Genomic DNA, 22,668 nt, shown 5'->3' with positions numbered 1-22,668 from the left:
GAGTACTGAATATATTATGAAATTTTCATTGAAAGACTCAGCAATATTTATAAATCACTTAAGCAAGGATGCATTTACGCAATAAATATAACAAACGAGTATGTCGTCAATCCTAAATTTTAGCGAGATTTTTATCCCACATCACGCCGTCTCTGAGCATCGAATTTAAAATCACTACCATCTTACGCACACAAGCAATAATAGCGACTTTTTTCGGCTTTCCAGCGGCGACTAACCAGTGTTATGTTACCCCGATAAATTTGACAATCTAGAGTTCGAAAATGATTAGAAAGTACAATTCAAATGACTTAGATTTGGTTCTTGAAATCTGGCTTGAAGCATCTGTTAAAGCGCATGATTTCGTCTCGGCCGACTATTGGGCTTCGCAAGTTGATAATATGCGTGAGATCTACATCCCAGCGTCAGAGGTCTACGTTTATGAAACCGAGTCAAAAGTCGTTGGTTTTTATGCACTGTATGAAAATAATTTGGCTGCCATCTTTGTGTCTCCGGCCTTTCAGGGCCAAGGTATTGGTAAGCAATTATTGAGTCATGCGAAGTCTCAAAGAGCAGTGTTAAACTTGTCGGTATACAAGGAAAATCAGGCGAGTTATCGGTTTTACTTATCTCAAGGTTTTAGCGTGATAAGTGAACAGCGAGATCAGCATACGGGGCATCCTGAGTACACAATGAGCACGGGCACAACCTAACGTATGATAACAACGAAAAGATTGATACTTCGGCAATGGGATGACGCCGATCAACAACCCTTTGCGCAGATGAGCCGCGATAGCCGTGTCATGGCGCACTTCCCAAAGTGTCTGAGCCAGGAAGAAAGCGACAAGGTGGCAAGAAAAATCCAGTCGTTAATCGCCGAGCGTGGTTGGGGATTCTGGGCTGTCGAGATCCCCGACCAACACGCGTTTATTGGCTTTGTCGGTTTGCACATACCGAAAGATACGATGCCGTTCTCACCTTGTGTTGAGATTGGCTGGCGACTTGCGCCACAACATTGGGGTAGGGGCTATGCCACAGAAGCGGCTAATGCGTCGCTACACTATGCGTTTATGCACTTGGGCGTAGAGGAAGTCGTCTCTTTTACTACAGTGAATAACATTGGCTCTCAGGCAGTGATGAAAAAGCTTGGCATGTCCTATGCGTATCATTTCGCGCATCCTGATCTCGACGCGTCTGATCCGCTTAGCGAACATGTTTTATACAAAATCAGCAAAGCGCAGTGGGAAGTGTTTACTCGCTAATTCGAATACCCTTTTTCTCAGAATATATTAAGGAACTAAAAATGAAATCTATCTTCTTTTTTAACTCAATGCTAACCCCAAAACTCGTCACCGGCTTGTATTGGCTGCTGTTGTTAATTGCGTTGTTCTCTGGGCTGGGCACCATGTTTGGTGGCTACGGTGGGATGAGGCTTGAGAATATGGCCATTGGCCTGTTTACCATTGTCGGCGGTGCGGTTGGGGCAAGGATTTGGTGTGAGCTGATGATTGTAATTTTTAAAATCAACGAAAATCTTCAAAGCTTAAAAGACGAGAAAGATACTTAATTTGATAAGGTAAGCCAAGGTTTTTATTAACGAGGTGATATGCGTTTTCCAGCCTTAATGCCATGGCAGGGCAGCCGCTTTCTTTACAGGCCGATGCTTTGTTTGAACGGTTGGTGGTGAACCAACAAGGCGGCTATTGCTTTGAGCATAATAAAATTGCCTACCTTGCCCTGAAGCATTTGGGGTTTAAGATGCGCAGTTTGTTGGCGCGGGTGATGCTCAATGGTAAGCCCACCAATCCGCGCACTCACCGTATGAATGTGCTTGAGCTCGATGGCGAGACTTATCTAGTGGACGTTGGTTTTGGCAATAAAACCCCGCGCGGCTTACTCAATATCAACCAGCGCACCTGCACCATCGGGCACGATACCTATCAAATCACGCGCAATGGCAATGTAGTGACGGTGGTGTTACACGAGCCCGAGCAACCGCCACTAACGCTGTACGAGGTTGAGCTTTACGATGTAGTAGAAGCCGACTTTGACGTGGCGCACTTCTATTCTCATCAACACCCTGAAGCCATTTTCGTCAATAACCTCGTGGTGTCGTTGATCACTGCGTCGAACCGTTATCTGATCCGTAATCAGCAGTTTTTAGTCTGGGATGCGGCAGGGCACCTCATTACCGAAAAAAGTATCGATAGCCTCGAGGCATTAACCCAGTTGGTTCACGAGGTTTTCTTATTGCAACCGCCCAACGCAGTGTTGGAAACCGCGTTTGCACAGGTGGCGGCCAACGCGGCGGTTTGAGTGAGCGGATGTTAACGAAAACGTTCGTCTTGACGTACGTACTTGATGCCGTACAATTGATTAAAAGTTAATCACACTGGAGAAGCGCTATGACGGGGATCACTGCCACTGAAGCGCGTAGCAAATTGTATCGGCTCATTGATGAAACCGCCGAATCTCATCAGCCCATTGTTATTGCGGGGAAACGTAACAAAGCGGTGCTGATTTCAGAAGAAGACTGGTCAGCGATTCAGGAAACACTCTATTTGCTTTCTGTGCCAGGGATGCGCGAGTCGATTCGTGAAGGCATCGCCACGCCGACGGATGAATGCGATGAGGAGTTGGACTGGTGACATGGAAGTTGGTTTACACCAAACAAGCCCAGAAAGATGCAAAAAAGCTGGCCTCCAGTGGCCTTAAACCAAAAGCGCAAGAACTGCTAGCACTGATTAAAGACGATCCCTACCGTAAACCTCCTCCGTTCGAAAAGCTTGTCGGCGATCTCACCGGTGCCTATTCACGCCGTATTAATATTCAACATCGCTTGGTCTATCAAATCCTCGAGGATGAACAGGTGGTGAAAGTGCTCAGGCTCTGGAGCCATTATGAGTAGTGGCTGTCATCGGCCTTTATTGGTTGCTGTTGTTAATTGCGTTGTTCTCTGGGCTGGGCACCATGTTTGGAGCGCAAAAATTATCCGTCTGTCCCACCAGAAGCTGACGGTATGCACTACGCTAAAAGACACAACTGACTAAAATTCAAAGACAAAACGCTAGTCAGTTGGTAGCAGTGAACGGGTCGCCGTATTTGTTGTACACCGTTAGGCGAATGAACAAGGAATGTATATGGCTGTTTTAAACAAAGTTTTATATGTAGAGGACGATCCTGATATACGAGAAATTGCTACCCTAGCACTCGAGGATGTGGGTGGCCTCACTCTTAAAACCTGTGAATCGGGAGAGCGGGCCTTGCAGGAAGTGGACGGATTTAAGCCGCAAATCATACTGCTCGATGTCATGATGCCAAATATGGATGGCCCAGAAACACTCACCGCGATGCGGGAACGAGGACTCGTTGATGACTCGGTGCTCATTCTTTTTATGACAGCGAAAGTTCATCCAGAAGAAGTGGCGCGCTATAAAGCGTTAGGGGCGAGTCATGTTATTTCTAAACCTTTCGATCCTATGACATTAGCTGATGATGTGCGTGCGTTTTGGGACGAATTCAATGGATGATAACAAAAAGACTAATGACACCGAAAAGCGTCTTGAAAGGCTCAAGGAAGCGTACGCTAAACGGCTGACCTCGGAGTTTAAACGGCTTCATGCCATCAATGATAAGTTGTTATCAGGCCATGATGACCAGGAAACGTTAAAGGCGTTGCACTCTGGGTTGCACACCATTGCGGGCGCGGCGGGAACATTTGGTTTTGCTAGTCTCGGCGAAGCGGCCCGTCAATTTGAGCAACAGGTTGCCAAGCGCTTATCCCAAACAGAACCGCCCACCAGCCTGCCAACTGATTGGATGGAAGCGCTTGAGTCTGCGCACCATAAAGATAGCGTGTCAGCGACGCAAAGCACCACAACAATCCAGCAACCGGTTATGGAAGGGGCGCCTATTATCGGCTTGGTCGAGCGCGATAATATTTTGGCTAAATACGCCCAATCCCAGTTTGCTCGTTTTGGTTTTCAGGTGTACTGGATAAAGGATGCGAACGAACTAAAACAATTGACTAAACACGCACCTGACTTACTGCTTATTGACCATCATGCTATTCAGGACGACGTGTCTGATACCGATTTAGCAACTTTATGGAAGACCAAGTTACAGCACTTTCAATGTCCCGTCTTTTTCATTGGTGCTGAGGAAAGTTATAAAGCTAGGCTGCAAGCATTGCGCGCGGGAGGCGCAGGTTATTATCCCAAGCCGTTGGACATGGCCAAACTTGCCTCAAAGTTTGCGTATATGCTTGGCCACATAGACGCGGAACCTGGTCGGGTTATGATAATTGATCAAGACCCAGCCCTCGTCTCTCAATGCCAATCTGTCTTAGAAGATGCAGACATGAACGTCGCGACACTGGATAAGCCAGAACGACTGTTTGAGTGTATCAGCGAGTTTAATCCTGAAATTATCCTTGTCAGTGTCTGGTTACCGCAGGTGACGGGCGCTGAATTAGTGGCCTTGCTCGCGCAGACAGAGCATTGGTCACATTTGCCGATTATTTTCCTCTCTCGCGACCCTAACGCAGATTTGCGTCGCCAATCATTGTTGTTAGACGGCGATGCCATTCTTGAGGTGCCGGTGGACACGGATCTTTTGGTGCGCCTGTGTCAAAGCAGAATACAGCGATTTCGAGCGTTTAACCGCACGCAACATCAAGACGGGCTTACCGGCTTATTGAAACACGCCAGCATCAAAGACGCGTTGCAAAAGCAATGGCAATTGGCGCAGCGTCGGTCGCAAGTATTCAGCGTGGTCATGTTGGATATTGATCACTTTAAAGGCGTGAATGACACCTATGGTCACGCTATTGGGGATCAGGTGATCGCGGCAATCGGTACGCTTTTACGTCAGCATTTTAGGAATACGGATAAGCTTGGCCGATACGGCGGAGAAGAGTTTGCGCTGGTATTGCCAGATTGTGATGCTGACCAAGCCGAGCATTTGGTTAATCAATTACGAGAAGATTTCGGAGCGATCACGTTCAAGGCGAATGACGCCACGTTTTCTTGCACGCTTTCCGCCGGCATTGCCGACAATCAGTGCTTTCCGACAGAACCAAGTGAGTCTTTATTGGCTCTCGCGGACAAAGCCTTGTATCGCGCCAAGCATGACGGACGAAACTGTGTCGTACAAGCAATGAATACGCCTTAATCGCTAATTGTCCGGAGCTTTTGTATGCGAACGCCATCTATCCCTGATAACGAAGCCGAGCGTCAACAGGCACTAGACGAAACCGAGCTGCTTAACAGTGGTGCCGACCCACGTTTTGAGCGCATTACTCGCTTATGCCTTGACTTGTTTTCTGTCCCTATCGCGCTGGTGTCACTGATCGACCGGGAGCGACAATACTTCAAGTCTCGTCAGGGGGTAGATGCCTCTGAAACCCCAAGGGATATCTCTTTTTGTGGGCATGCCATTCTGGGTAGTGAACCATTAATTGTTGAAAACGCGCTAGACGACATGCGTTTTTGTGATAATCCGCTCGTCTGTGGGGCGCCGGATATTCGGTTTTATGCAGGTATGCCGATTCACAGCAGCGAGGGTTATCGACTGGGCACGCTATGCCTAATCGATAACCAACCAAGGCAGTTTAGTGAAGAAAACGTGGCGCAACTAAAGAACCTTGCTGGCATGGTGGAGGATCTGATTTGGACCGATACTTATCAGCGACGTGAGTCAACGGCGTTGCAGCAACAACTGCAGGCTAGTCACAATGAAATGACATCGCTGGTTAATAACATACCAGGTATTACGTTTCGTTGTTTGCCAGATAAAAGCTGGACCATGCTCTATATCAGTAATCAAGTCGACACCATCAGTGGCTATACCGCCGAGGACTTGATAAATAATAAACGTGTTTGTTATGCGGATCTCATTCACCCTGATGATGTGTTCGTTGTTGATAACGCCGTTGCCAACGCCATGGCCAACAATGAGGAATGGCATATTGAGTATCGTGTTCGACATCGTACGCTGGGCTTTCGCTGGGTGGAGGAACGAGGTAAATGTATAGACACAGATCCTAGGCATCCACTGGTGCTTGAAGGGTTTATTATCGATATTACTCGAGAGCGCAATGCCTTAACGCAGCTGGAGCGGCACCATCAGGCGTTAACGGTGCTGACTGACATTGCCTTTTCCAGTCATGGGAGCCTGGATGAGATAATCAATCATGCCTTGCAAGAGGCCAAGCTCTACTTGAGGGCTGAATTGGCCATTGTCAGTGAAATAAAAGGCGAGGTGTATACGGTTAACTGGATAGCTGGGCCGCCAGACACAACGATTGTTGCAGGGCAGCAGTTTGCATTAAAAGACACCTGGTGTCAGTTTTTGATGGCAGAGAACCCCAGCAGCACCACGCAGGAACAGTTTATTGCCGATACCGATCGCCCAGAGTTTCAGCAACATCCGTGTTATAAAACTGCACCGTTAGGCAGCTATGCTGGCGTTGTCATCAATATCTATGACCGCCCCTGGGGCACATTGAACGTATCGTCCGCTAAGGCGCGTTCTGAAGATTACAACGATGGCGAAAAACTGTTTCTACGCCTCCTCGGCAACTGGTTATCCGATGTATTGACCCAGAATTTGAGCCAGCAGCGGCTGACCAAATTAGCAGCATTATTGCCGGGAACGCTCTATCAATTCCGTCGTTTTCCCGATGGGCGTATGGTTTTTCCTTATAGTTCCCCTCAAATAGAGACGTTGTACGGCATCACACCAGAACAGGCTGCAGAAGATGCCATTCCTGCGTTTGAGCGCATCCATCCTGGCGATATTGAGACCGTGAGTCGATCCATTGAGCATTCGGCGAATACGTTAGAACACTGGCAATCTACCTATCAGATCAATTGTCCGGGTAAGGGCTATCGTTGGATTTCTGGCGAGGCGAGGCCGGAGAAAATGATCGACGGTAGTATATTGTGGCACGGTTATTTGCAAGATGTTCACGAACAGCACCAGGCGCGTTTAGCTTTGGAGCAGAGCGAGGCGAGATTGCGTAGCTTGTTTGACTTTTCCCCTATCGGCATCGCTTTGAATGATTTTGCTACCGGGCAGTTTCTTGATCTCAATGATGCTTTGACTGCACCCACGGGTTACACCCGCGAAGAATTCGTTTCCCTTAGTTATTGGGATGTCACGCCTAAAGAATATGAGCCAGAGGAGCAAAAAGCGCTGGCAAGTATGCAAAGCACGGGTCGTTATGGGCCGTTTGAAAAAGAGTACATCCGCAAAGATGGCAGTCGTTATCCGGTCCGTTTGCAAGGCATGCTGAGCACAGAGTTGGATGGAAGAAAGGTGATCTGGTCCCTTGTCGAAGACATTACTGAGCGTAAAAAACTCGACAAAATGAAAGATGAATTTATTGCCACCGTCAGCCATGAACTGCGCACACCCTTAACGTCGATCAAAGGCGCGTTAGGATTATTGAATGGCGGCGCAACTGGGGAATTACCACCAAAGGCTAACAAGTTGCTGCATACTGCCGAGCGTAACGCAACACGTTTAACCTTGCTGATAAACGACTTGTTAGATATGGAAAAGCTCGTGGCAGGAAAAATGCCAATTCAGAAACAAAAGCAAGATCTTGGCTCGCTATTGGATGACGCGATAGAGTCTGTTAAATCCTACCAGCATCAAACTCAGACACAAATACGCCCTCCAAATAACTGGCCGGCTGTGACGGTCAATGTTGATGGACCAAGATTGATTCAAGCACTGACCAATCTTTTATCTAATGCGATCAAATTCTCACCAGAAGGTGAGTGGGTAGACGTTTCGGTAATTGTTGATAAAACGCTGGTTGAAATTGCTATCAGAGATCGTGGACCTGGGGTTGACCTAGCGTTTCAGGATCGACTGTTTCAGCGTTTTAGCCAAGCTGACAGCAGTGATAATCGCAAGGTTGCTGGTACAGGACTGGGGCTAGCGATTACGCGGGAGATATGTCAGCAAATGGACGGTAATGTGGGGTACCGCGATGCTGAGGGCGGTGGGGCGTTGTTTTTTATTCAGTTGCAGGTTGCACAATGAGCGTAGTTGCTAAACAGGTGATGGCAACGCTGTTACTGGCCCTTATTGCCGTCGTTGGTAACATGGTCAACTTGCCTTTGTTTTTCGGCGTGCATTTTATCTTTGGCTCGGTGGCTGTCATGCTGGCCATAAGATTGATCGGGCTATGGCCAGCCGTGTTCGTGGCGTTAGCTGGCGGTTCTTATACCTGGATACTTTGGGGTCACCCTTACGCGATGCTGACACTGACATTGGAAGCGTTTGCAGTCAGTTTATTGTATCGCCGCGGCGTAAAAAACTTGGTACTCGCGGATCTCGCTTTTTGGGTAGTGGTGAGCCCGATAGTGCTGATACCAATCTATGCAATAGCCATCGGTATGGATGGCAGCTCCACCGGCATGATTGTCTTAAAACAAGCGCTGAACGGTTTGTTCAATGCGCTCATTGCAGGGCTATTGGTGAAACTGCTGATTTGGTATTTCCAGAATGGCACTATCAATTGGTTACCGGCAAAGATACGGCTCCAGGAGCTGCTTTTTGATGCCCTGTTGTGCCTGACCCTTATCGCGGGGATGACACCCATCATTATCAACAACCAAAATAATATAATAAAAAACGAGCAACGGATCGCTGACGAACTTAAGCGGGTTGCCGAGGGTGCCGTGGCTCGACTCAACCAGCAACCTGACCGTTCGCTTGATAACCAAAAGAGAGCATTACGGCCGTCACTGTCTCAAGGTGCGTCTGGTGTGGCGATATTAAATCGCGAGGGAACACCGACAGTGCAGGTCGGTGATTTACACTCTGGTTTACCAGGGGGAGTCCGGCCGCTAACCAGTGCCGATAACCTGTCTATTTGGTTGCCGGCGTCGGGGGGTAGTTTGGTTAATCGCTGGCAATCCGGCTTTTATCGTTACCAACTGCCATTAACAGACCGGTCCGACGCTATGGTCTTGCTTGCAGAACGGCCGGCAGCGCCATTGATAGAGGCTATTGAAAGGAGTCGTAATCAAAGCTTTATTATGCTTTCAGGCATTGCTTTTTTGAGTATACTCGCGGCCTTTTTGTTGAGCCGAATCCTGATTCAGCCTCTTTCACAACTCGATAGGGCAAGCCGTCATCTACCTAAAAAAATACGCTATCAAGCGAGTGTTGTGCTGGCTGAAAGCCGAGTAGCGGAATATGCTGTTTTGTCGACATCGCTGCAAGATATGAGCCATGCGCTTAGTGATAACTTCCGTGAATTGGAAAAGGCACGAGCAAACTTAAAGCAAGAGGTAAAGGACCGTACCCGTGAACTGGCAAGCACTTCCGATCTGCTCAGTAATATATTGGCCGCCTCGACTGAGGTTGCGATTATCGCGACGGATACGAGAGGCATAATTACTTTATTCAACACCGGCGCTGAGCGACTGCTTGGTTACCATTCTGCCGAGGTCGTCGATAAACACAGCCCTGCCTTTTTTCATGTGCCTGACGAGGTGGAAGAACGATCTCAGGCGCTATCAGGTCAGTTTAATCGGGCGATAACTGGGTTTGAGACATTTATGACCATTCCGATGTTAGAGGGCGCAGAAACGCGTGAATGGTGTTATGTCCATAAGCAAGGTCAGCATATTCCGGTTATGTTGACAGTAACGGCGATATACAACGACAGTCAAGAGATTACCGGTTTCCTCGGGATTGCCCAAAATATCACCGAACGCAAACGTCATGAGCAAATGAAGAATGAGTTCATTTCTACGGTCAGTCATGAGTTGCGTACGCCGCTTACCTCGGTGTCTGGTGCACTGAGTCTAGTGCTGGGTGGACGCTTGGGTGAGATCCCTGATAAAGCCCAAAAAATACTCAACACCGCACACCGTAATAGCGAGCGGTTAGCGTTATTGATCAATGATTTACTCGATATCGAAAAAATAGCGGCCGGCCAGTTGTATTTTGATATGCAAGTTCAATCTATTGATCCCATCCTTGAGCAGTGTTTAGAAGAAAATAAAGCATACGGTGCAGAGCGGCACATCGATATCGTCTTGAACAGTGAAACGGCTAACGCCGAGGTTCGAGTAGACAAACAAAGGCTGAAGCAAGTATTGGCTAATCTGCTATCTAATGCGATCAAGTTTTCGCCTGATGGGGCGACGGTCACCATCGATACCGTGGTGGATGAACAGCACGTGACCGTGAGTGTTACTGACCAAGGTTGTGGTATTGCTGCGGACTTTTATCCCAAAATTTTCCAAAAGTTTGCCCAAGCCGATAGCACAGATACACGGCAAAAAGGTGGCACGGGGTTAGGGCTTGCGATTACCCGTGAACTCGTTGAAAAAATGAATGGCAAGATAGGTTTTGAGTCGAGCCCGGGGAAAGGCACCCGTTTTTACTTTCAGCTGCCTTTGCATGAAACAGTGAAGACCAAATCGGTCGATCAGCATAGGCCGACTGACTCGAACATTGGTGACAAACCAAACATTAACTCTTCATATAATATTCTAGTGATTGAAGATGATCCCGACGTGGCTAGTTTATTAAAAATAGTGCTGGAAGAGGCCGGATACCGAGTTGATATTAGCCAAGAGGGTATGGCGGCGTTAAAAGCGTTACAAGCAAGGCATTATGACTTAATCAGCTTAGATTTAATGCTGCCCGATATCGGTGGGCTCGATATTATTCGTCGGATAAGACAGCATGCCGACACCGCTAATATTCCCATTGTTGTGGTGTCTGCAAAGATGAAACAAGGACGGTTAGAGCTTAATGGCGACGCTGAAAACATTGAATGGTTAGCAAAACCCATCGATCACAAACAACTCATCAGTCTAGTAAAACAACAGTTGCTAACGTCTACACAGGCAAAAATTTTGCATGTTGAAGACGATATAGATTTACATCGAATTGTTCAGGCGATGGTCAGTGATTATATGACGCTTGATCATGCTCTCACACTGAGCCAAGCTCAATCGTTGTTAACGCAACATGCGTATGATGCTGTCTTGTTGGATATTGGTTTACCCGACGGATCGGGTTGGCGCTTAATTCCAGTGATTCAAGAAACACAGCCAACGGCTGCGATTATCGTACTGACCGGTGAGGAGATTAGTGCTGAACGATACGATACGGTTCACGGTGTGTTGATGAAAAGGCAACTGACAACTGACAGGCTTGTGGATATTATCGGCAAGCGTATTACGCGTGAGCGGTAACGTTCCTAGCGTTAATCGAGACGCTAGACGACAACCTCGATATATCAATGACCGCCAAAAACAAAAAAACCAGCCAATGGGCTGGTTTTTTATCGATTGCTCGACCGATTAGTCTTGGAACAAACCGAGATTTTCTTTGGCGTAGGCTTCAAATTCGGTAAAGCCGCCAACGTGCGCTTGATCAACGAAAATCTGTGGCACGGTTTCAACCGGTTTGCCGACGGTTTTTTCCAAATCCGCTTTGCTGATGCCTTCCGCGTGAATATCGACATAACGGTAGTTAAAGTCATCACGGTTGGTTTTAAGATCTTCCGCTAGGTCTTTGGCGCGAACACAAAAAGGGCACCCTGGGCGACCGAAAATTACGACGAACATATTCATCTCCTTTGGCATTAATGTTGTTACTATGCCTGATAGGCGATGGAGAGAAAAGACGAATTTCCCTTTTGCACCGATAGGCAAAACCGATTGCTGTGAACGTCTATACCGAATCGCACGACCGGCGGGAGATCACGGGTGGTATGGCCGCAGAGCGTCGCTATTGTGTTGATTGCGCGTCGGCTCATAAAGGTGTAAAACCAGCTCATCCCTCTTTTACAGCTCAACGTCTAATAAGGAAACATAATGAACCCAACGATTGAGACATTACTTTCTCACCGCTCTATTCGCAAATTTAGCCAAGCCCCCATTTCGTCAGAGCAACTGAGCCAGATTATTGATGCGGCGCGCTCGGCGTCGAGCTCAAGCTTTTTACAATGCACCAGTATTATTCGTGTGACCGATGGCGACAAACGACGTTTACTGGCGGAATACGCGGGCAACCAAGCGTATGTAGCCGACTGCGCCGAGTTTTTGGTGTGGTGTGCGGACTTTCATCGTCATGAGCAAATCAATCCCAATGCCAAGTTGGGCTTTACTGAGCAAACGTTAATTGGCGCGATTGACGGCGCAATCATGGCGCAAAATGCGATGGTCGCAGCAGAGTCCATGGGTCTTGGCGGTGTGTATATCGGTGGGTTGCGTAACCAACCGAATAAAGTCGCCGAGTTGCTGGATATACCTAATCATGTGTTGCCATTATTTGGTATGTGCTTAGGTGTACCTGCACAAGATCCTGAAACCAAACCGAAACTACCGGCCAGTCTTATCGTTCACGAAAATCGTTATCAGGCGATTGATGAAGCGGCGCTAAGTGACTACGACAACCAAGTGCGCGAGTATTATCAAACACGTACAGGCGGCAATAAAGACATGAGCTGGAGCGAACAAGTGTCTGCCACATTGGAAAAAGAAGCGCGTCCGTTTATGAAAGAATTTCTGCATAGTAAAGGCTTTAGTACTCGCTAACGCGCTATGCTTGAACAATTGAGTGAAAAAGCAGCATTTTGCTGCTTTTTTATTATCAACAAACCGGAATTGCCCAGTTTTATTGGCTATTTTGGCTCTCTTGTTTATGAAAGCAACGCTAAGCGCTAAAAGTTATTTACATCTAGTCTGTAACCCGTAATATTGCCGCGTTTTTGCGCGTGATAATCACTTTTATCCGTGGTTTTGGGCGCTTATTTTGAGTATTGATAGGTTTTTTTAATAAGTAGGGCACTGATGGAAAACAAACTGGCAAATCCTGCCCCTTTAGGGCTGATGGGTTTTGGAATGACCACGGTATTATTGAACATTCATAATGCAGGGTTTTTTCCGATTGATAGCATGATTTTGGCGATGGGGCTGTTTTATGGCGGCTTAGCGCAGGTGATTGTGGGGATCATGGAATTCAAAAAAGGCAATACGTTTGGAACAACCGCGTTTACCTCTTATGGTTTGTTCTGGTTGACGCTTGTTGGCCTGATTGTGATGCCAAAAATGGGTCTGGCTGACGCAAGCCCTGCTGCCTTTATGGGTTGGTATTTGGTGTTGTGGGGTGTGTTCACTGGATTTATGTTTATTGGCTCATTGCGCTATTGCCGTGCTAAACAGTTTGTATTTGGTAGCCTGACTATCCTGTTTTTCTTGCTCGCGGCGCGTGATTTTACCGGCAGTACACTCATTGGCACCATTGCCGGATTTGAAGGGATTGTGTGTGGCTTAAGCGCGATGTATTTTGCGATGGCGCAGGTGCTTAACGAGGAATATGGCCGTACCGTACTTCCGGTTGGTGAGCTAACACGTGATGCGAAAAAGCCTGCGATGGCCACCCACGCGGCTTAAATCATACCTGTGAGGGCAGTGGAAAACACACTGTCTGTTTGCGGTGTAAACGCAGATAAAAAGGCCCAGTGACGTGATGTCCCGGGCCTTTTTGATGGTTTTAGTCAGCAATATAACGCGTTACTTTTCGATAGCGTGTGGCTACCTGGCGTGATTCTCTGGGATTAGCACATCACGGTGACAGCTAGGCCACCTTGTGATGTTTCACGGTATTTGGCGTTCATGTCTTTACCGGTTTCCATCATGGTTTCGATCACTTTATCTAACGACACCCGTGGCTCGGAAGAACGTTGTAGTGCCATGCGTGATGCATTGATCGCCTTCACCGCCGCAATGCCGTTACGCTCAATACACGGCACTTGCACCTGTCCAGCGACCGGATCGCAGGTAAGGCCTAAGTTGTGCTCCATTGCGATTTCAGCTGCCATACACACCTGGTGCGGATTACCGCCCATAAGTTCAGCCAAACCGGCGGCGGCCATTGAACACGCGACCCCGACTTCACCTTGGCAACCCACTTCTGCCCCAGAAATAGACGCGTTTTGTTTATATAAGCCGCCAATCGCACCGGATGCAGCAAAGTAGCGGGTATAGGTTTGCTTATCGACCGGCTCAATAAATTTATCGTAGTAGGCGAGGACGGCAGGAATAATTCCGCATGCCCCATTCGTTGGCGCGGTTACAACACGACCACCGGCGGCGTTTTCTTCGTTTACCGCAAAGGCAAACATATTGACCCAGTCCACTACCGACATGGGATCGATGTTGTATTTTTCGGTGGTTTTGAGCTGGTGATGCAACGCAGCGGCTCGACGAGGTACACGCAATGGACCGGGCAACACGCCTTCGTTTTCCATACCACGGTACATACACGCTTGCATGGTTTTCCAGATATTGGCGAAATAGGTGTCAATTTCTGCTTGGCTATGCATGCTACGCATGTTGGCCATCACTAAGCCGCTGATAGAAAAACCGGTTTCTTGCGTCAGTGCGAGCAAGCCGTCTGCGCTATTAAAGTCGTAAGGGACTTGCACCGCTTGCATGGCAGGCTGACCAAACTCGGCTTCTTCAACAATAAAGCCGCCACCAATGGAGTAGTAGGTTTTGCTCAGCACGCACTCATCGCCTTGCCAAGCATGAATACGCATGCCGTTTTCATGCAAGGAGAGGTTGGTTTGGTGAAAGTTCATGCCGCCATCACGCAAAAAGGTGACGACATGCTGCTGTTCGCCCAACGGCAATTGCTCTGTGTCTTCGACACGTTTAACAAAGCTAGGGATCGCGTCGATATCAACGGTTTCAGGGCTGTTGCCTGCGAGGCCCATAATGATCGCGATGTCGGTGTGGTGGCCTTTGCCTGTTAAAGACAAAGAGCCATAAACGTCAACCGTCACGCGGTCGACGTCGGTCAAGCGTTGGTTAGCAATAAGCGCATCAACAAAACACTGGCCGGCTTTCATTGGGCCAACAGTATGCGAGCTGGACGGGCCAACGCCAATCTTGAAAATGTCAAAAACACTGATCATGTGTTTACCTCAGTCAATGCCCTAAGGGCAATGGATTTAGTGTTTACGCCATCCGTCCATGGTATTGACTGTGCTGGCAATGCCGGTGGCTTGCCATAATGAAAGGAGCAGCGTTCACTGCTCCTGGTTATCCCGCAAACATCGATGAATGCGGCTGGGATTAATGCCCCAGTAACAGCAGTCCTATAGCACCTGCTGCGCGCGCTGATTAACGGTCATGATTAATTAAAAAAGCATGCCGTACATAATCGCTGAAATCGCGACCAAGCCCATGATAAGAACAAAGGCGTTACTGATTGTACCTGAATACTTCTGCATTGCTGGCACGTTTTTCACGGCATACATTGGCATAATAAACAGGATGGTGGCAATGATAGGGCCGCCAAGTGATTCAATCATCCCCAAAATACTTGGGTTTAGGGTCGCCACCAACCAAATGGTGAGGATCATGAAGACCACGGTAAACACGTCAATTTTCTTGCGGTTGATCGGTTTACCTGCACCACGCAGCGTTTTCACGACTAAGCCATTTAGACCTTCACGTGCGCCCAAATAATGGCCGAAGAATGAAGACACGATCGCGACAAAGGCAACCAATGGGCCCAAGAAGGAAATAAATGGGCTCTCATGCTTGTTGGCAAGGTAAGACAAAATCGCAATGTTCTCTGCTTTGGCCGCTTCCAGGTCCGCTGGTGTCAGCGACAGGACGCAAGAGAATACAAACAACATCACAAAGCCAACCAGCATCGCCGCTGCACGCATTAGAATTTGGCCAGACTTTTGCTCTGCATCGTCACCATGATCGCGACGTTGTGCCAATGAGAAAGATGAAATCGCTGGGCTGTGGTTAAACGCAAATACCAGCACCGGAATCGAGATCCAAAGAGTGATGGCAAAATCGCCAGCTGAGGGCACTTGCGACAGGGCGGCGGTGTTCCACTCTGGGATAAGATAGAGCGACATAAATACTAAGATGGCAACCAGCGGATAAACCAAGAACTGGGTGACACGCAACATCATTTTCTCGCCCAGAAGCATGATAGCCATCATTCCCAAAATCAGGGCCAGTGACAAAATTGCCCGCGGTGGTGATGCCATACCAAGCTGGTTAACCAAGAAGGAATCAACGGTGTTGGTGATGCCGACACCGTAGATCAGAACAATCGGGTAAATCGCGAAAAAGTACAACAGGGTGATGATTTTACCCGCGCCGACGCCAAAGTGCTCTTCAACCACTTCGGTGATATCGCTGCCTGCGTTTTTGGACGAGAGCACAAAACGAGACAAACCACGGTGAGCAAAAAAGGTCATCGGGCCAACTAATAAGGTCATCACAACCAATGGCCAAAAACCGCTCATCCCCGCATTGATGGGAAGAAAGAGGATGCCGGCTCCAACAGCGGTGCCAAAAAGGGAAAGCGCCCAGGTTGTGTCTTGTTTGGTCCAGCGCGGGCGCGTGGTTGCGCGGGTACCAGTCGTCGAGGTTGTTTGCATAACAATACTACTCACATTGTAGGGAACAGGAATCAGGGAAGGCGAATTCTGGCGATTTCCACGCAGAAAACCAAGCGCTAGATCGCGATATGAAAAGGCGCGCCCGGACTATTGCACCAAAATGTGACAACTATCAATAATAAAAGCGCTTTAGTGCGATTAAGTAGGCAGGTGTGTACGGTTTTGTGTTGGATAAATATGCATCAAATTGCGCCAAATTCCATAGTATTGGTAGGGTTTATGGTGCGATTGACCGGAAAGTGAAACAGCGTGAGTTGACTGATCAACGCGCGTAACAGCTGGGCAGTGGCTCCCCAAACAAGATGATCGTGATGATAAAACGCACTCACAGGGTGCCATTGTCCGTCGATTAAAAACGATTGTTCTCGGATGTGGCCGGGATAACACAAGGTATCTAAGGGCACTTCAAAGCAGGCGGCCACTTCATTGGGATCCAGACAAGGCTGATAATCGGGATCCACCCAGGCAAGCACCGGATGAATATAATAGCCCGTCACCGTGGGCAAGGGACACAAGTGGCCAATGACAGCGTCGCGTGTGACGCGAATACCGGTTTCTTCCCACATTTCACGGGTGGCGGTGGCAATATTATCGTGATCGATAGACTCGCGCTTTCCGCCCGGAAAGCTCACTTGTCCCGGGTGATGTTTAAGGTGACTGGCGCGTTGGGTTAACACCAAATGAATGCCTGACGGCCTAGGCACCAGCCCGATCAATACTGCGGCGGGTTGAAAATCCGCCCCACCGAGAATGCGCGGAGATAGCCGCACGCGATTGAGAATACGGCTGTCGTGGCGCGCTAAAGGGGTGAGTGAAAATGCACGGACCACGTCGGTCGGTGATAGTCGCGTGGCCGCACCGTGATCAGCGAGGAAACACTCTCCTTCGTAGCGCGGCCAAAACCCAGGCACTGTCTGTATTGTATTGCCCAGGGGGGAGACATTTAGGGGTGAGAAATACGCCTTGTCAGCGGTGAGTAACTGCATCCACTCTCCTTAATCCTGAATAGGTGTGCTCAATGCCTCATCTTCTGCCAGTACGGGTAAAATTCGGCTCACTTTATCGAGCGTCTCCTGATATTCGGCATCAGCTTGGCTGTCAGCAACCAACCCGCCACCTGCCCAAACATGAAGTTGTCCTTGATGACCAACCAACGTGCGAATGGTAATGCTGGTATCCATTCGTCCACAGCGGCTGATATAGGCAAAGCTGCCACAATAAACATGACGACGATGGGGCTCGAGTTCTTCAATGATTTCCATTGCCCGCACCTTTGGTGCCCCGGTAATTGACCCGCCAGGAAACGCGGCGCGCAGCAAATCGAGTGCTGTCTTGTCGTCGGGTAAGCGTCCAGTCACTGTACTGACCATGTGGTGGACAGCAGGAAAACTTTCTATATCAAAGAGTTTAGGCACAGATACGGAACCTGGCGAGGCAATGCGACCAATATCATTGCGTAATAAGTCTACAATCATCAAATTTTCGGCGCGATCTTTTTCAGCCGACTTCAATGCTTGGGCGCGTTGTGCGTCTTTTTGTGGATCGGGATCGCGCGGGCGTGTGCCTTTAATGGGTTTGGTTTCTATCTGTTTGTCGTGCACCGATAAAAAGCGCTCAGGCGAGACCGACAACAGGGCGCTGTCTTGCAGGCGAATAAAGCCCGAAAACGGCGCGCCGTTGTTCGCGGCCAATTTGCGATACGCGTGCCACTCGTTACCCTGATAGGGTGCGGAAAAGCGTTGAGCAAGATTGATTTGATAGCAATCGCCCGCGTGTAAATACGCTTGGACGGTGTCGAACTTTTGGCCGTATTGTTGCGCGGTCATGTTGGCCTGCCAAGGCCCGGTGAGAGAAAAGGGTACCGGCGAGGTTGGCGCGTGTTGCTCGGTTAGCCACTGCCATCGTTGTTGGCTATTGGGTGCAATCACCACCGCTTGGCGCTGATGATGATCGATCACCACCGCCCAGTCATAGAGCCCGACCGCCATATCCGGCACCTCGAGCTCATCTTTCGCCAATGCCGGTAGCACTTCCACCCATCGACCGAGATCATAGCCAAAGTACCCCAAGGCGCCACCAATAAATGGCCAAGGCGCTATCGGATCCGCGGTGGGTAAAAGCTTGGCCTGAAGATCGGCCACCCAGTGAAAAGGGTCTTGCGTGTGGGTGGTGGTTGTGCCATCTGCGTAATAGGTTGTCACCTGGTTATAACGCGCAGTAATGGTGGCAACCGGATCGGCGACCAAGATATCGAAACGACTGTCTGGGTGGGTTCGCGTGGCCGAGTGGAGCAGCATCGCCCAGGGCTGGTGGGCAATCCGATCAAAGAGGGTCACCGCAAGATCCGGCGTATAATCGATGGGCGTCGTTGTCAGTGTCATGGCATTTTGTCGCTGCATTGTTCTTTTTGTGATCACGGTTGAAGCGCTGTGTGGCGCGCGAATAGCGCTAAGCGTATCATAGCTAGGCCTTTTCCGGCATGGGCCAACACAAATAACCAAGCAACGTTGTTGCCATTATCACCTTCTATAATTCGATGAGGCAACTTGGCTACATGCGATTTACATCTAGCGTCAACTGGCAATCGAGCGCTATTCGAAAATTGATCGCCAACCGATAATAACGAGGGGAAAGCTCCCCCACACTGGATACCCACTTTGGGTCCTGCAAATGACACCAGAGGCAATGATGACCACAATTAAACAGCAAGACGTGATCGAAAGTGTTGCAGATGCCCTGCAATATATCTCTTACTACCATCCCCTTGATTTTGTACAAGCCCTTGAAAAAGCGTACAACAAGGAACAAAGCCAGGCGGCAAAAGACGCCATTGCGCAAATTCTGATTAACTCCCGCATGTCGGCGGAAGGTAAGCGTCCTATTTGCCAAGATACAGGTATTGTCACCTGCTTTGTCAAAGTGGGCATGGCGGTGCAGTGGGATCGTCATGATATGACGGTGCAAGAAATGGTCGATGAAGGGGTACGACGTGCCTACACCAACCCTGACAATCCGCTACGTGCCTCCGTGGTTGCCGATCCGGCCGGTAAACGCCAAAACACCCGCGATAATAGCCCTGCGGTCGTGCACATCGATATGGTGCCGGGCGACGCGGTGGACATTCAAATTGCAGCCAAAGGCGGTGGTTCGGAAAACAAAACTAAGATGGTGATGTTGAATCCATCTGACGATGTGGCTGAGTGGGTTGAGAAAACATTGCCGACCATGGGCGCGGGTTGGTGCCCACCGGGTATGTTAGGTATTGGAATTGGTGGCACGGCCGAGAAAGCCGCCGTATTGGCCAAAGAATCGCTCATGGAGCACATTGATATTCAAGCGCTTATCGACCGTGGTCCAAGCAATGCGGATGAAGCACTGCGGTTAGATATTTTTGATCGGGTGAACAAGCTGGGTATCGGTGCTCAAGGCTTGGGCGGCCTGACCACGGTAGTGGATGTGAAAGTAAAAACCGCGCCCACTCATGCCGCTTCTAAGCCGGTATGCTTGATCCCGAACTGTGCCGCCACACGCCATGTTCACTTTACGCTTGATGGCTCAGGCCCAGCCGAATTGGCACCACCAAAACTGGACGACTGGCCACAGGTCACCTGGGAAGTGGGGGATAACGTCCGCCGTGTTAACTTAGATACCGTGACCAAAGAAGACGTGCAGAGCTGGAAAACCGGCGAAACTGTGTTGTTATCAGGTAAGATCTTGACCGGACGCGACGCCGCACATAAACGCTTACAAGAAATGCTGCGCAATGGCGAAGGCCTTCCCGAGGGGGTCGACTTTAACGGCCGCTTTATTTATTACGTTGGCCCTGTCGATGCGGTGGGGGATGAGGTAGTCGGTCCAGCAGGCCCAACCACCTCAACACGCATGGATAAATTTACCGATATGATGCTGGCAGAAACCGGACTCACCGGCATGATCGGTAAGGCTGAGCGCGGTCCTGCGGCGGTGGAATCGATTAAAAACCACAAAGCGGTGTACCTCATGGCGGTCGGCGGTGCCGCGTACTTGGTATCAAAAGCGATCAAAAAAGCGCGCGTGGTCGCGTTTGAAGATCTCGGTATGGAGGCCATTTACGAATTTGAAGTGGAAGACATGCCCGTGACCGTAGCGGTTGATGCGCAAGGGCAAAACGCGCACCAGATTGGCCCGGATACCTGGAAGGTGAAGATAGCTGAAATGGATGATTAATCCGTCAATTGCACCTGTTCGGCTTAACGCCAGTTTGCGTTAATGAGAAGGCGTTGAGTCGGGCGGAGCCTAAGCGGATAGACGTCATAAAAAATGCGCCAATTAGGCGCATTTTTTGTCTACTTTTGTCTACCCGAACGATGTTGCCCGTTTGGACATCACTGCGTGGGCTAAGCCACTTCCTCTTCTTCCAGATCGAACGACGCGGCAATCAGGTTACGCGTGTATTCGTGTTGCGGGTGATGGAAGATTTCTTCTGGTGTGCCCGCCTCCATGACTTTGCCGTTTTGCATGACCATGACGCGGTCTGATAGCGCACGAACCACACTCAAGTCATGGCTGATAAACAGATAGCCAATATTGTGACGCTGTTGAATGTCTTTCAACAAATCAATCACGGTCAACTGTACTGAACGGTCCAATGCAGAGGTTGGTTCGTCGAGTAAGATAAACGCAGGATTCAAGATCAAGGCGCGTGCAATCGCAATTCGCTGACGCTGACCGCCTGAGAACTCGTGCGGATAACGGTTAATCGCGGAACTATCGAGACGTACTTCATAAAGGGCATCTTTTACCCGATCGAGACGCTCTTTTTTGTCGAGCTCTGGAAAGTGAGTGCGCAAGCCCTCAGCCACAATTTCACCGACCGTCATGCGGGGCGACAGTGAGCCAAATGGGTCTTGGAACACCATCTGCATATCGCGGCATAGCGCTTTATTCTCACTGTTTTTTATTTCGTGGATATCGTGACCTCGAAAACAGACTCGGCCTTCGGCAACGGGCAACAAGCGCATAATTGCGCGGCCCAGGGTCGATTTACCCGATCCAGACTCGCCCACGATACCTAAGGTCTCGCCACGGCGTAGCGATAAGCTAATGTCGCTCACCGCTTCAAAATAGCGTTTGTTGCCGCCAAAGAAGTCAGCACCAAGGAAATACTTGATGGTGACATTATCCACGGTTAGCAAGTTTTCTGAATCCTCATTGACAGCCGCTTTGCGACCACGCGGTACCGCGTCAATCAGCATTTTGGTGTAATCTTCTTGCGGATTATCGAACAAGGCTTTGGTGTCGTTGGTTTCAACCACTTCACCTTTACACATCACCACAACGCGGTCGGCTAAGTGTTTCACCACGGCCAAGTCATGCGAGATAAACATGATCGCCATGCCCATCTTTTGCTGCAGTTCGCCAATCAAGTTCAATACTTCGGCTTGTACCGTTACATCCAAGGCCGTTGTTGGCTCATCGGCGATCAGCAAGTCAGGCTCATTCACTAGGGCCATAGCAATCATGATGCGTTGCAATTGGCCGCCTGAAAACTCATGCGGGTATTTTTGCAATGCGCTAGTGGGGTTAGGAAGGTGGACTAAATTAAGGAGATCGATAATCCGCTGCTTGGCCTTGTCTGACGTGGTGCGGTGGTGACACTGAATGGCTTCGGTTAACTGCTCGCCAACGCGCATATACGGGTTCAGTGAAGTCATTGGCTCTTGGAAAATCATCGCGACACGATCACCGCGCATTTTCTGAATTTGCTTGGTCGACAAGGTCAGAACATTGGTATCGTTAAAGCTTACTTGCGATTCAGGTTTTACCACAGCGTTATTGGGCAGCAGGCCCATCACGGCACTGCTAGAGACCGATTTACCCGATCCTGATTCGCCAACGACAGCCACGGTTTCACCGGGCATGATGTCAAAGCTTACGTTTTTAACGGCATCGACCATACCGTCGTTGGTAGTAAATGACACGCTCAAGTTTTTGACACTGAGCAGTGGCTTAGAAGCAGATGAAGACATCATCACCTCACTGGTTGATTATTCGACGTCCCGAGCTTGCCGGTGCCTTCTGCACGACAATAACGTGCATGATATGGACTGCGGCGATGGCTCGATGATTTGGGTTACGCCTGCTGGATTACCGAGCAAACGTGAGTCATTCATGTGGGGTCATCATTGCTTGCGATGGCTTTGCAATGTACG

General features: G+C 49.2%; 18 protein-coding genes and 2 pseudogenes. 13 read left to right on the top strand and 7 right to left on the bottom strand.

Features of this window, described 5'->3' with window-relative positions:
* Window positions 1–112: 112 nt before the first annotated feature.
* Window positions 113–235: pseudogene (locus BZG80_RS15755) on the bottom strand (IS110 family transposase); the annotation flags it as partial.
* Between the two features lie 46 nt (window positions 236–281).
* Between BZG80_RS15755 and BZG80_RS08965 the strand changes: the two are divergent.
* The 10 genes and pseudogenes from BZG80_RS08965 (at window position 282) to BZG80_RS08920 (ending at window position 11,231) form a co-directional block, all read left to right on the top strand.
* Entirely contained in the window at window positions 282–710 is a 429-nt protein-coding gene (locus tag BZG80_RS08965; protein ID WP_077660776.1) for an N-acetyltransferase, read from the top strand.
* Between the two features lie 3 nt (window positions 711–713).
* Complete coding sequence (locus tag BZG80_RS08960; protein WP_077660777.1) at window positions 714–1,259, top strand: GNAT family N-acetyltransferase; 546 nt, start codon at window positions 714–716, stop codon at window positions 1,257–1,259.
* 41 nt (window positions 1,260–1,300) lie between these two features.
* A complete protein-coding gene (locus BZG80_RS08955) occupies window positions 1,301–1,564 on the top strand; it encodes a DUF4282 domain-containing protein (RefSeq protein WP_025744784.1) in 264 nt (87 codons plus the stop codon).
* 53 nt (window positions 1,565–1,617) lie between these two features.
* Window positions 1,618–2,313: pseudogene (locus BZG80_RS08950) on the top strand (arylamine N-acetyltransferase family protein); the annotation flags it as partial.
* Window positions 2,314–2,402: 89 nt separating this feature from the next.
* Window positions 2,403–2,645, top strand: a complete 243-nt coding sequence (locus tag BZG80_RS08945) for a type II toxin-antitoxin system Phd/YefM family antitoxin (RefSeq protein WP_021022842.1) — start codon at window positions 2,403–2,405, stop codon at window positions 2,643–2,645.
* A complete protein-coding gene (locus BZG80_RS08940) occupies window positions 2,642–2,905 on the top strand; it encodes a Txe/YoeB family addiction module toxin (protein ID WP_077660779.1) in 264 nt (87 codons plus the stop codon). The genes BZG80_RS08945 and BZG80_RS08940 overlap by 4 nt, the downstream gene beginning before the upstream one ends.
* Before the next feature lie 232 nt (window positions 2,906–3,137).
* Window positions 3,138–3,527 carry a response regulator gene (locus BZG80_RS08935; RefSeq protein WP_077660780.1) on the top strand — a complete coding sequence of 130 codons (390 nt, stop codon included), beginning with the start codon at window positions 3,138–3,140 and terminating at the stop codon, window positions 3,525–3,527.
* On the top strand, window positions 3,520–5,169 hold the full coding sequence (locus BZG80_RS08930; RefSeq protein WP_077660781.1) for a diguanylate cyclase: 1,650 nt from the start codon (window positions 3,520–3,522) through the stop codon (window positions 5,167–5,169). Before BZG80_RS08935 ends, BZG80_RS08930 begins: the two co-directional genes overlap by 8 nt.
* 24 nt (window positions 5,170–5,193) lie before the next feature.
* On the top strand, window positions 5,194–8,052 hold the full coding sequence (locus tag BZG80_RS08925) for a PAS domain-containing protein (RefSeq protein ID WP_077660782.1): 2,859 nt from the start codon (window positions 5,194–5,196) through the stop codon (window positions 8,050–8,052).
* Complete coding sequence (locus BZG80_RS08920; RefSeq protein WP_077660783.1) at window positions 8,049–11,231, top strand: ATP-binding protein; 3,183 nt, start codon at window positions 8,049–8,051, stop codon at window positions 11,229–11,231. Before BZG80_RS08925 ends, BZG80_RS08920 begins: the two co-directional genes overlap by 4 nt.
* Window positions 11,232–11,339: 108 nt before the next feature.
* Here the strand turns inward: BZG80_RS08920 and BZG80_RS08915 are convergent, their stop codons facing one another.
* Window positions 11,340–11,606, bottom strand: a complete 267-nt coding sequence (locus BZG80_RS08915) for a GrxA family glutaredoxin (RefSeq protein ID WP_021022836.1) — start codon at window positions 11,604–11,606, stop codon at window positions 11,340–11,342.
* Between the two features lie 249 nt (window positions 11,607–11,855).
* Here BZG80_RS08915 and nfsA point away from each other — a divergent pair, with 249 nt between their 5' ends.
* Together nfsA and BZG80_RS08905 are read left to right on the top strand one after the other, a co-directional pair.
* Window positions 11,856–12,578: an oxygen-insensitive NADPH nitroreductase gene (gene nfsA / locus BZG80_RS08910; protein ID WP_077660784.1), complete on the top strand. Its 723-nt coding sequence runs from the start codon at window positions 11,856–11,858 to the stop codon at window positions 12,576–12,578.
* Between the two features lie 255 nt (window positions 12,579–12,833).
* Complete coding sequence (locus tag BZG80_RS08905) at window positions 12,834–13,436, top strand: acetate uptake transporter (protein WP_077460644.1); 603 nt, start codon at window positions 12,834–12,836, stop codon at window positions 13,434–13,436.
* Window positions 13,437–13,600: 164 nt separating this feature from the next.
* Here BZG80_RS08905 and BZG80_RS08900 read toward each other — a convergent pair whose 3' ends face one another.
* From BZG80_RS08900 to pabB, 4 genes are all read right to left on the bottom strand, one after another.
* Window positions 13,601–14,962, bottom strand: coding sequence for an L-serine ammonia-lyase (locus tag BZG80_RS08900; RefSeq protein ID WP_021022833.1), 1,362 nt, complete (start codon window positions 14,960–14,962; stop codon window positions 13,601–13,603).
* A gap of 225 nt (window positions 14,963–15,187) precedes the next feature.
* Window positions 15,188–16,456, bottom strand: a complete 1,269-nt coding sequence (locus BZG80_RS08895; RefSeq protein WP_021022832.1) for a serine/threonine transporter — start codon at window positions 16,454–16,456, stop codon at window positions 15,188–15,190.
* A gap of 203 nt (window positions 16,457–16,659) precedes the next feature.
* The gene (locus tag BZG80_RS08890; protein ID WP_077460641.1) at window positions 16,660–17,463 is read right to left on the bottom strand and encodes an NUDIX hydrolase; all 804 of its coding nucleotides are present in this window, start codon (window positions 17,461–17,463) and stop codon (window positions 16,660–16,662) included.
* Between the two features lie 9 nt (window positions 17,464–17,472).
* Window positions 17,473–18,858: an aminodeoxychorismate synthase component 1 gene (gene pabB / locus BZG80_RS08885; RefSeq protein ID WP_077679162.1), complete on the bottom strand. Its 1,386-nt coding sequence runs from the start codon at window positions 18,856–18,858 to the stop codon at window positions 17,473–17,475.
* A 307-nt stretch (window positions 18,859–19,165) separates the two neighbouring features.
* On the opposite strand from pabB, the gene BZG80_RS08880 reads away from it, so the two are divergent.
* On the top strand, window positions 19,166–20,683 hold the full coding sequence (locus BZG80_RS08880; RefSeq protein ID WP_025744813.1) for a fumarate hydratase: 1,518 nt from the start codon (window positions 19,166–19,168) through the stop codon (window positions 20,681–20,683).
* 170 nt (window positions 20,684–20,853) lie between these two features.
* Here the strand turns inward: BZG80_RS08880 and BZG80_RS08875 are convergent, their stop codons facing one another.
* Window positions 20,854–22,485, bottom strand: a complete 1,632-nt coding sequence (locus tag BZG80_RS08875; protein ID WP_021022828.1) for an ABC transporter ATP-binding protein — start codon at window positions 22,483–22,485, stop codon at window positions 20,854–20,856.
* Window positions 22,486–22,668 lie beyond the last annotated feature (183 nt).

It is taken from the genome of Salinivibrio sp. MA440 (assembly GCF_001996265.1).
Lineage (GTDB): Bacteria > Pseudomonadota > Gammaproteobacteria > Enterobacterales > Vibrionaceae > Salinivibrio > Salinivibrio costicola.
The sequence above is the reverse complement of the archived record's forward strand: the minus strand, read 5'-3'. Positions and strand labels throughout refer to the sequence as shown.

Excerpts from the sequence above, each read along its gene's own strand:
- BZG80_RS08890 (WP_077460641.1), bottom strand. The coding sequence starts at position 17,463 with ATGCAGTTACTCACCGCTGACAAGGCGTATTTCTCACCCCTAAATGTC.
- BZG80_RS08955 (WP_025744784.1), top strand. The coding sequence starts at position 1,301 with ATGAAATCTATCTTCTTTTTTAACTCAATGCTAACCCCAAAACTCGTC.
- BZG80_RS08905 (WP_077460644.1), top strand. The coding sequence starts at position 12,834 with ATGGAAAACAAACTGGCAAATCCTGCCCCTTTAGGGCTGATGGGTTTT.
- nfsA (WP_077660784.1), top strand. The coding sequence starts at position 11,856 with ATGAACCCAACGATTGAGACATTACTTTCTCACCGCTCTATTCGCAAA.
- BZG80_RS08930 (WP_077660781.1), top strand. The coding sequence starts at position 3,520 with ATGGATGATAACAAAAAGACTAATGACACCGAAAAGCGTCTTGAAAGG.
- BZG80_RS08900 (WP_021022833.1), bottom strand. The coding sequence starts at position 14,962 with ATGATCAGTGTTTTTGACATTTTCAAGATTGGCGTTGGCCCGTCCAGC.
- BZG80_RS08875 (WP_021022828.1), bottom strand. The coding sequence starts at position 22,485 with ATGTCTTCATCTGCTTCTAAGCCACTGCTCAGTGTCAAAAACTTGAGC.
- BZG80_RS08920 (WP_077660783.1), top strand. The coding sequence starts at position 8,049 with ATGAGCGTAGTTGCTAAACAGGTGATGGCAACGCTGTTACTGGCCCTT.
- BZG80_RS08915 (WP_021022836.1), bottom strand. The coding sequence starts at position 11,606 with ATGTTCGTCGTAATTTTCGGTCGCCCAGGGTGCCCTTTTTGTGTTCGC.
- BZG80_RS08965 (WP_077660776.1), top strand. The coding sequence starts at position 282 with ATGATTAGAAAGTACAATTCAAATGACTTAGATTTGGTTCTTGAAATC.
- BZG80_RS08925 (WP_077660782.1), top strand. The coding sequence starts at position 5,194 with ATGCGAACGCCATCTATCCCTGATAACGAAGCCGAGCGTCAACAGGCA.
- BZG80_RS08945 (WP_021022842.1), top strand. The coding sequence starts at position 2,403 with ATGACGGGGATCACTGCCACTGAAGCGCGTAGCAAATTGTATCGGCTC.
- BZG80_RS08960 (WP_077660777.1), top strand. The coding sequence starts at position 714 with ATGATAACAACGAAAAGATTGATACTTCGGCAATGGGATGACGCCGAT.
- pabB (WP_077679162.1), bottom strand. The coding sequence starts at position 18,858 with ATGACACTGACAACGACGCCCATCGATTATACGCCGGATCTTGCGGTG.
- BZG80_RS08895 (WP_021022832.1), bottom strand. The coding sequence starts at position 16,456 with ATGCAAACAACCTCGACGACTGGTACCCGCGCAACCACGCGCCCGCGC.
- BZG80_RS08935 (WP_077660780.1), top strand. The coding sequence starts at position 3,138 with ATGGCTGTTTTAAACAAAGTTTTATATGTAGAGGACGATCCTGATATA.
- BZG80_RS08880 (WP_025744813.1), top strand. The coding sequence starts at position 19,166 with ATGACCACAATTAAACAGCAAGACGTGATCGAAAGTGTTGCAGATGCC.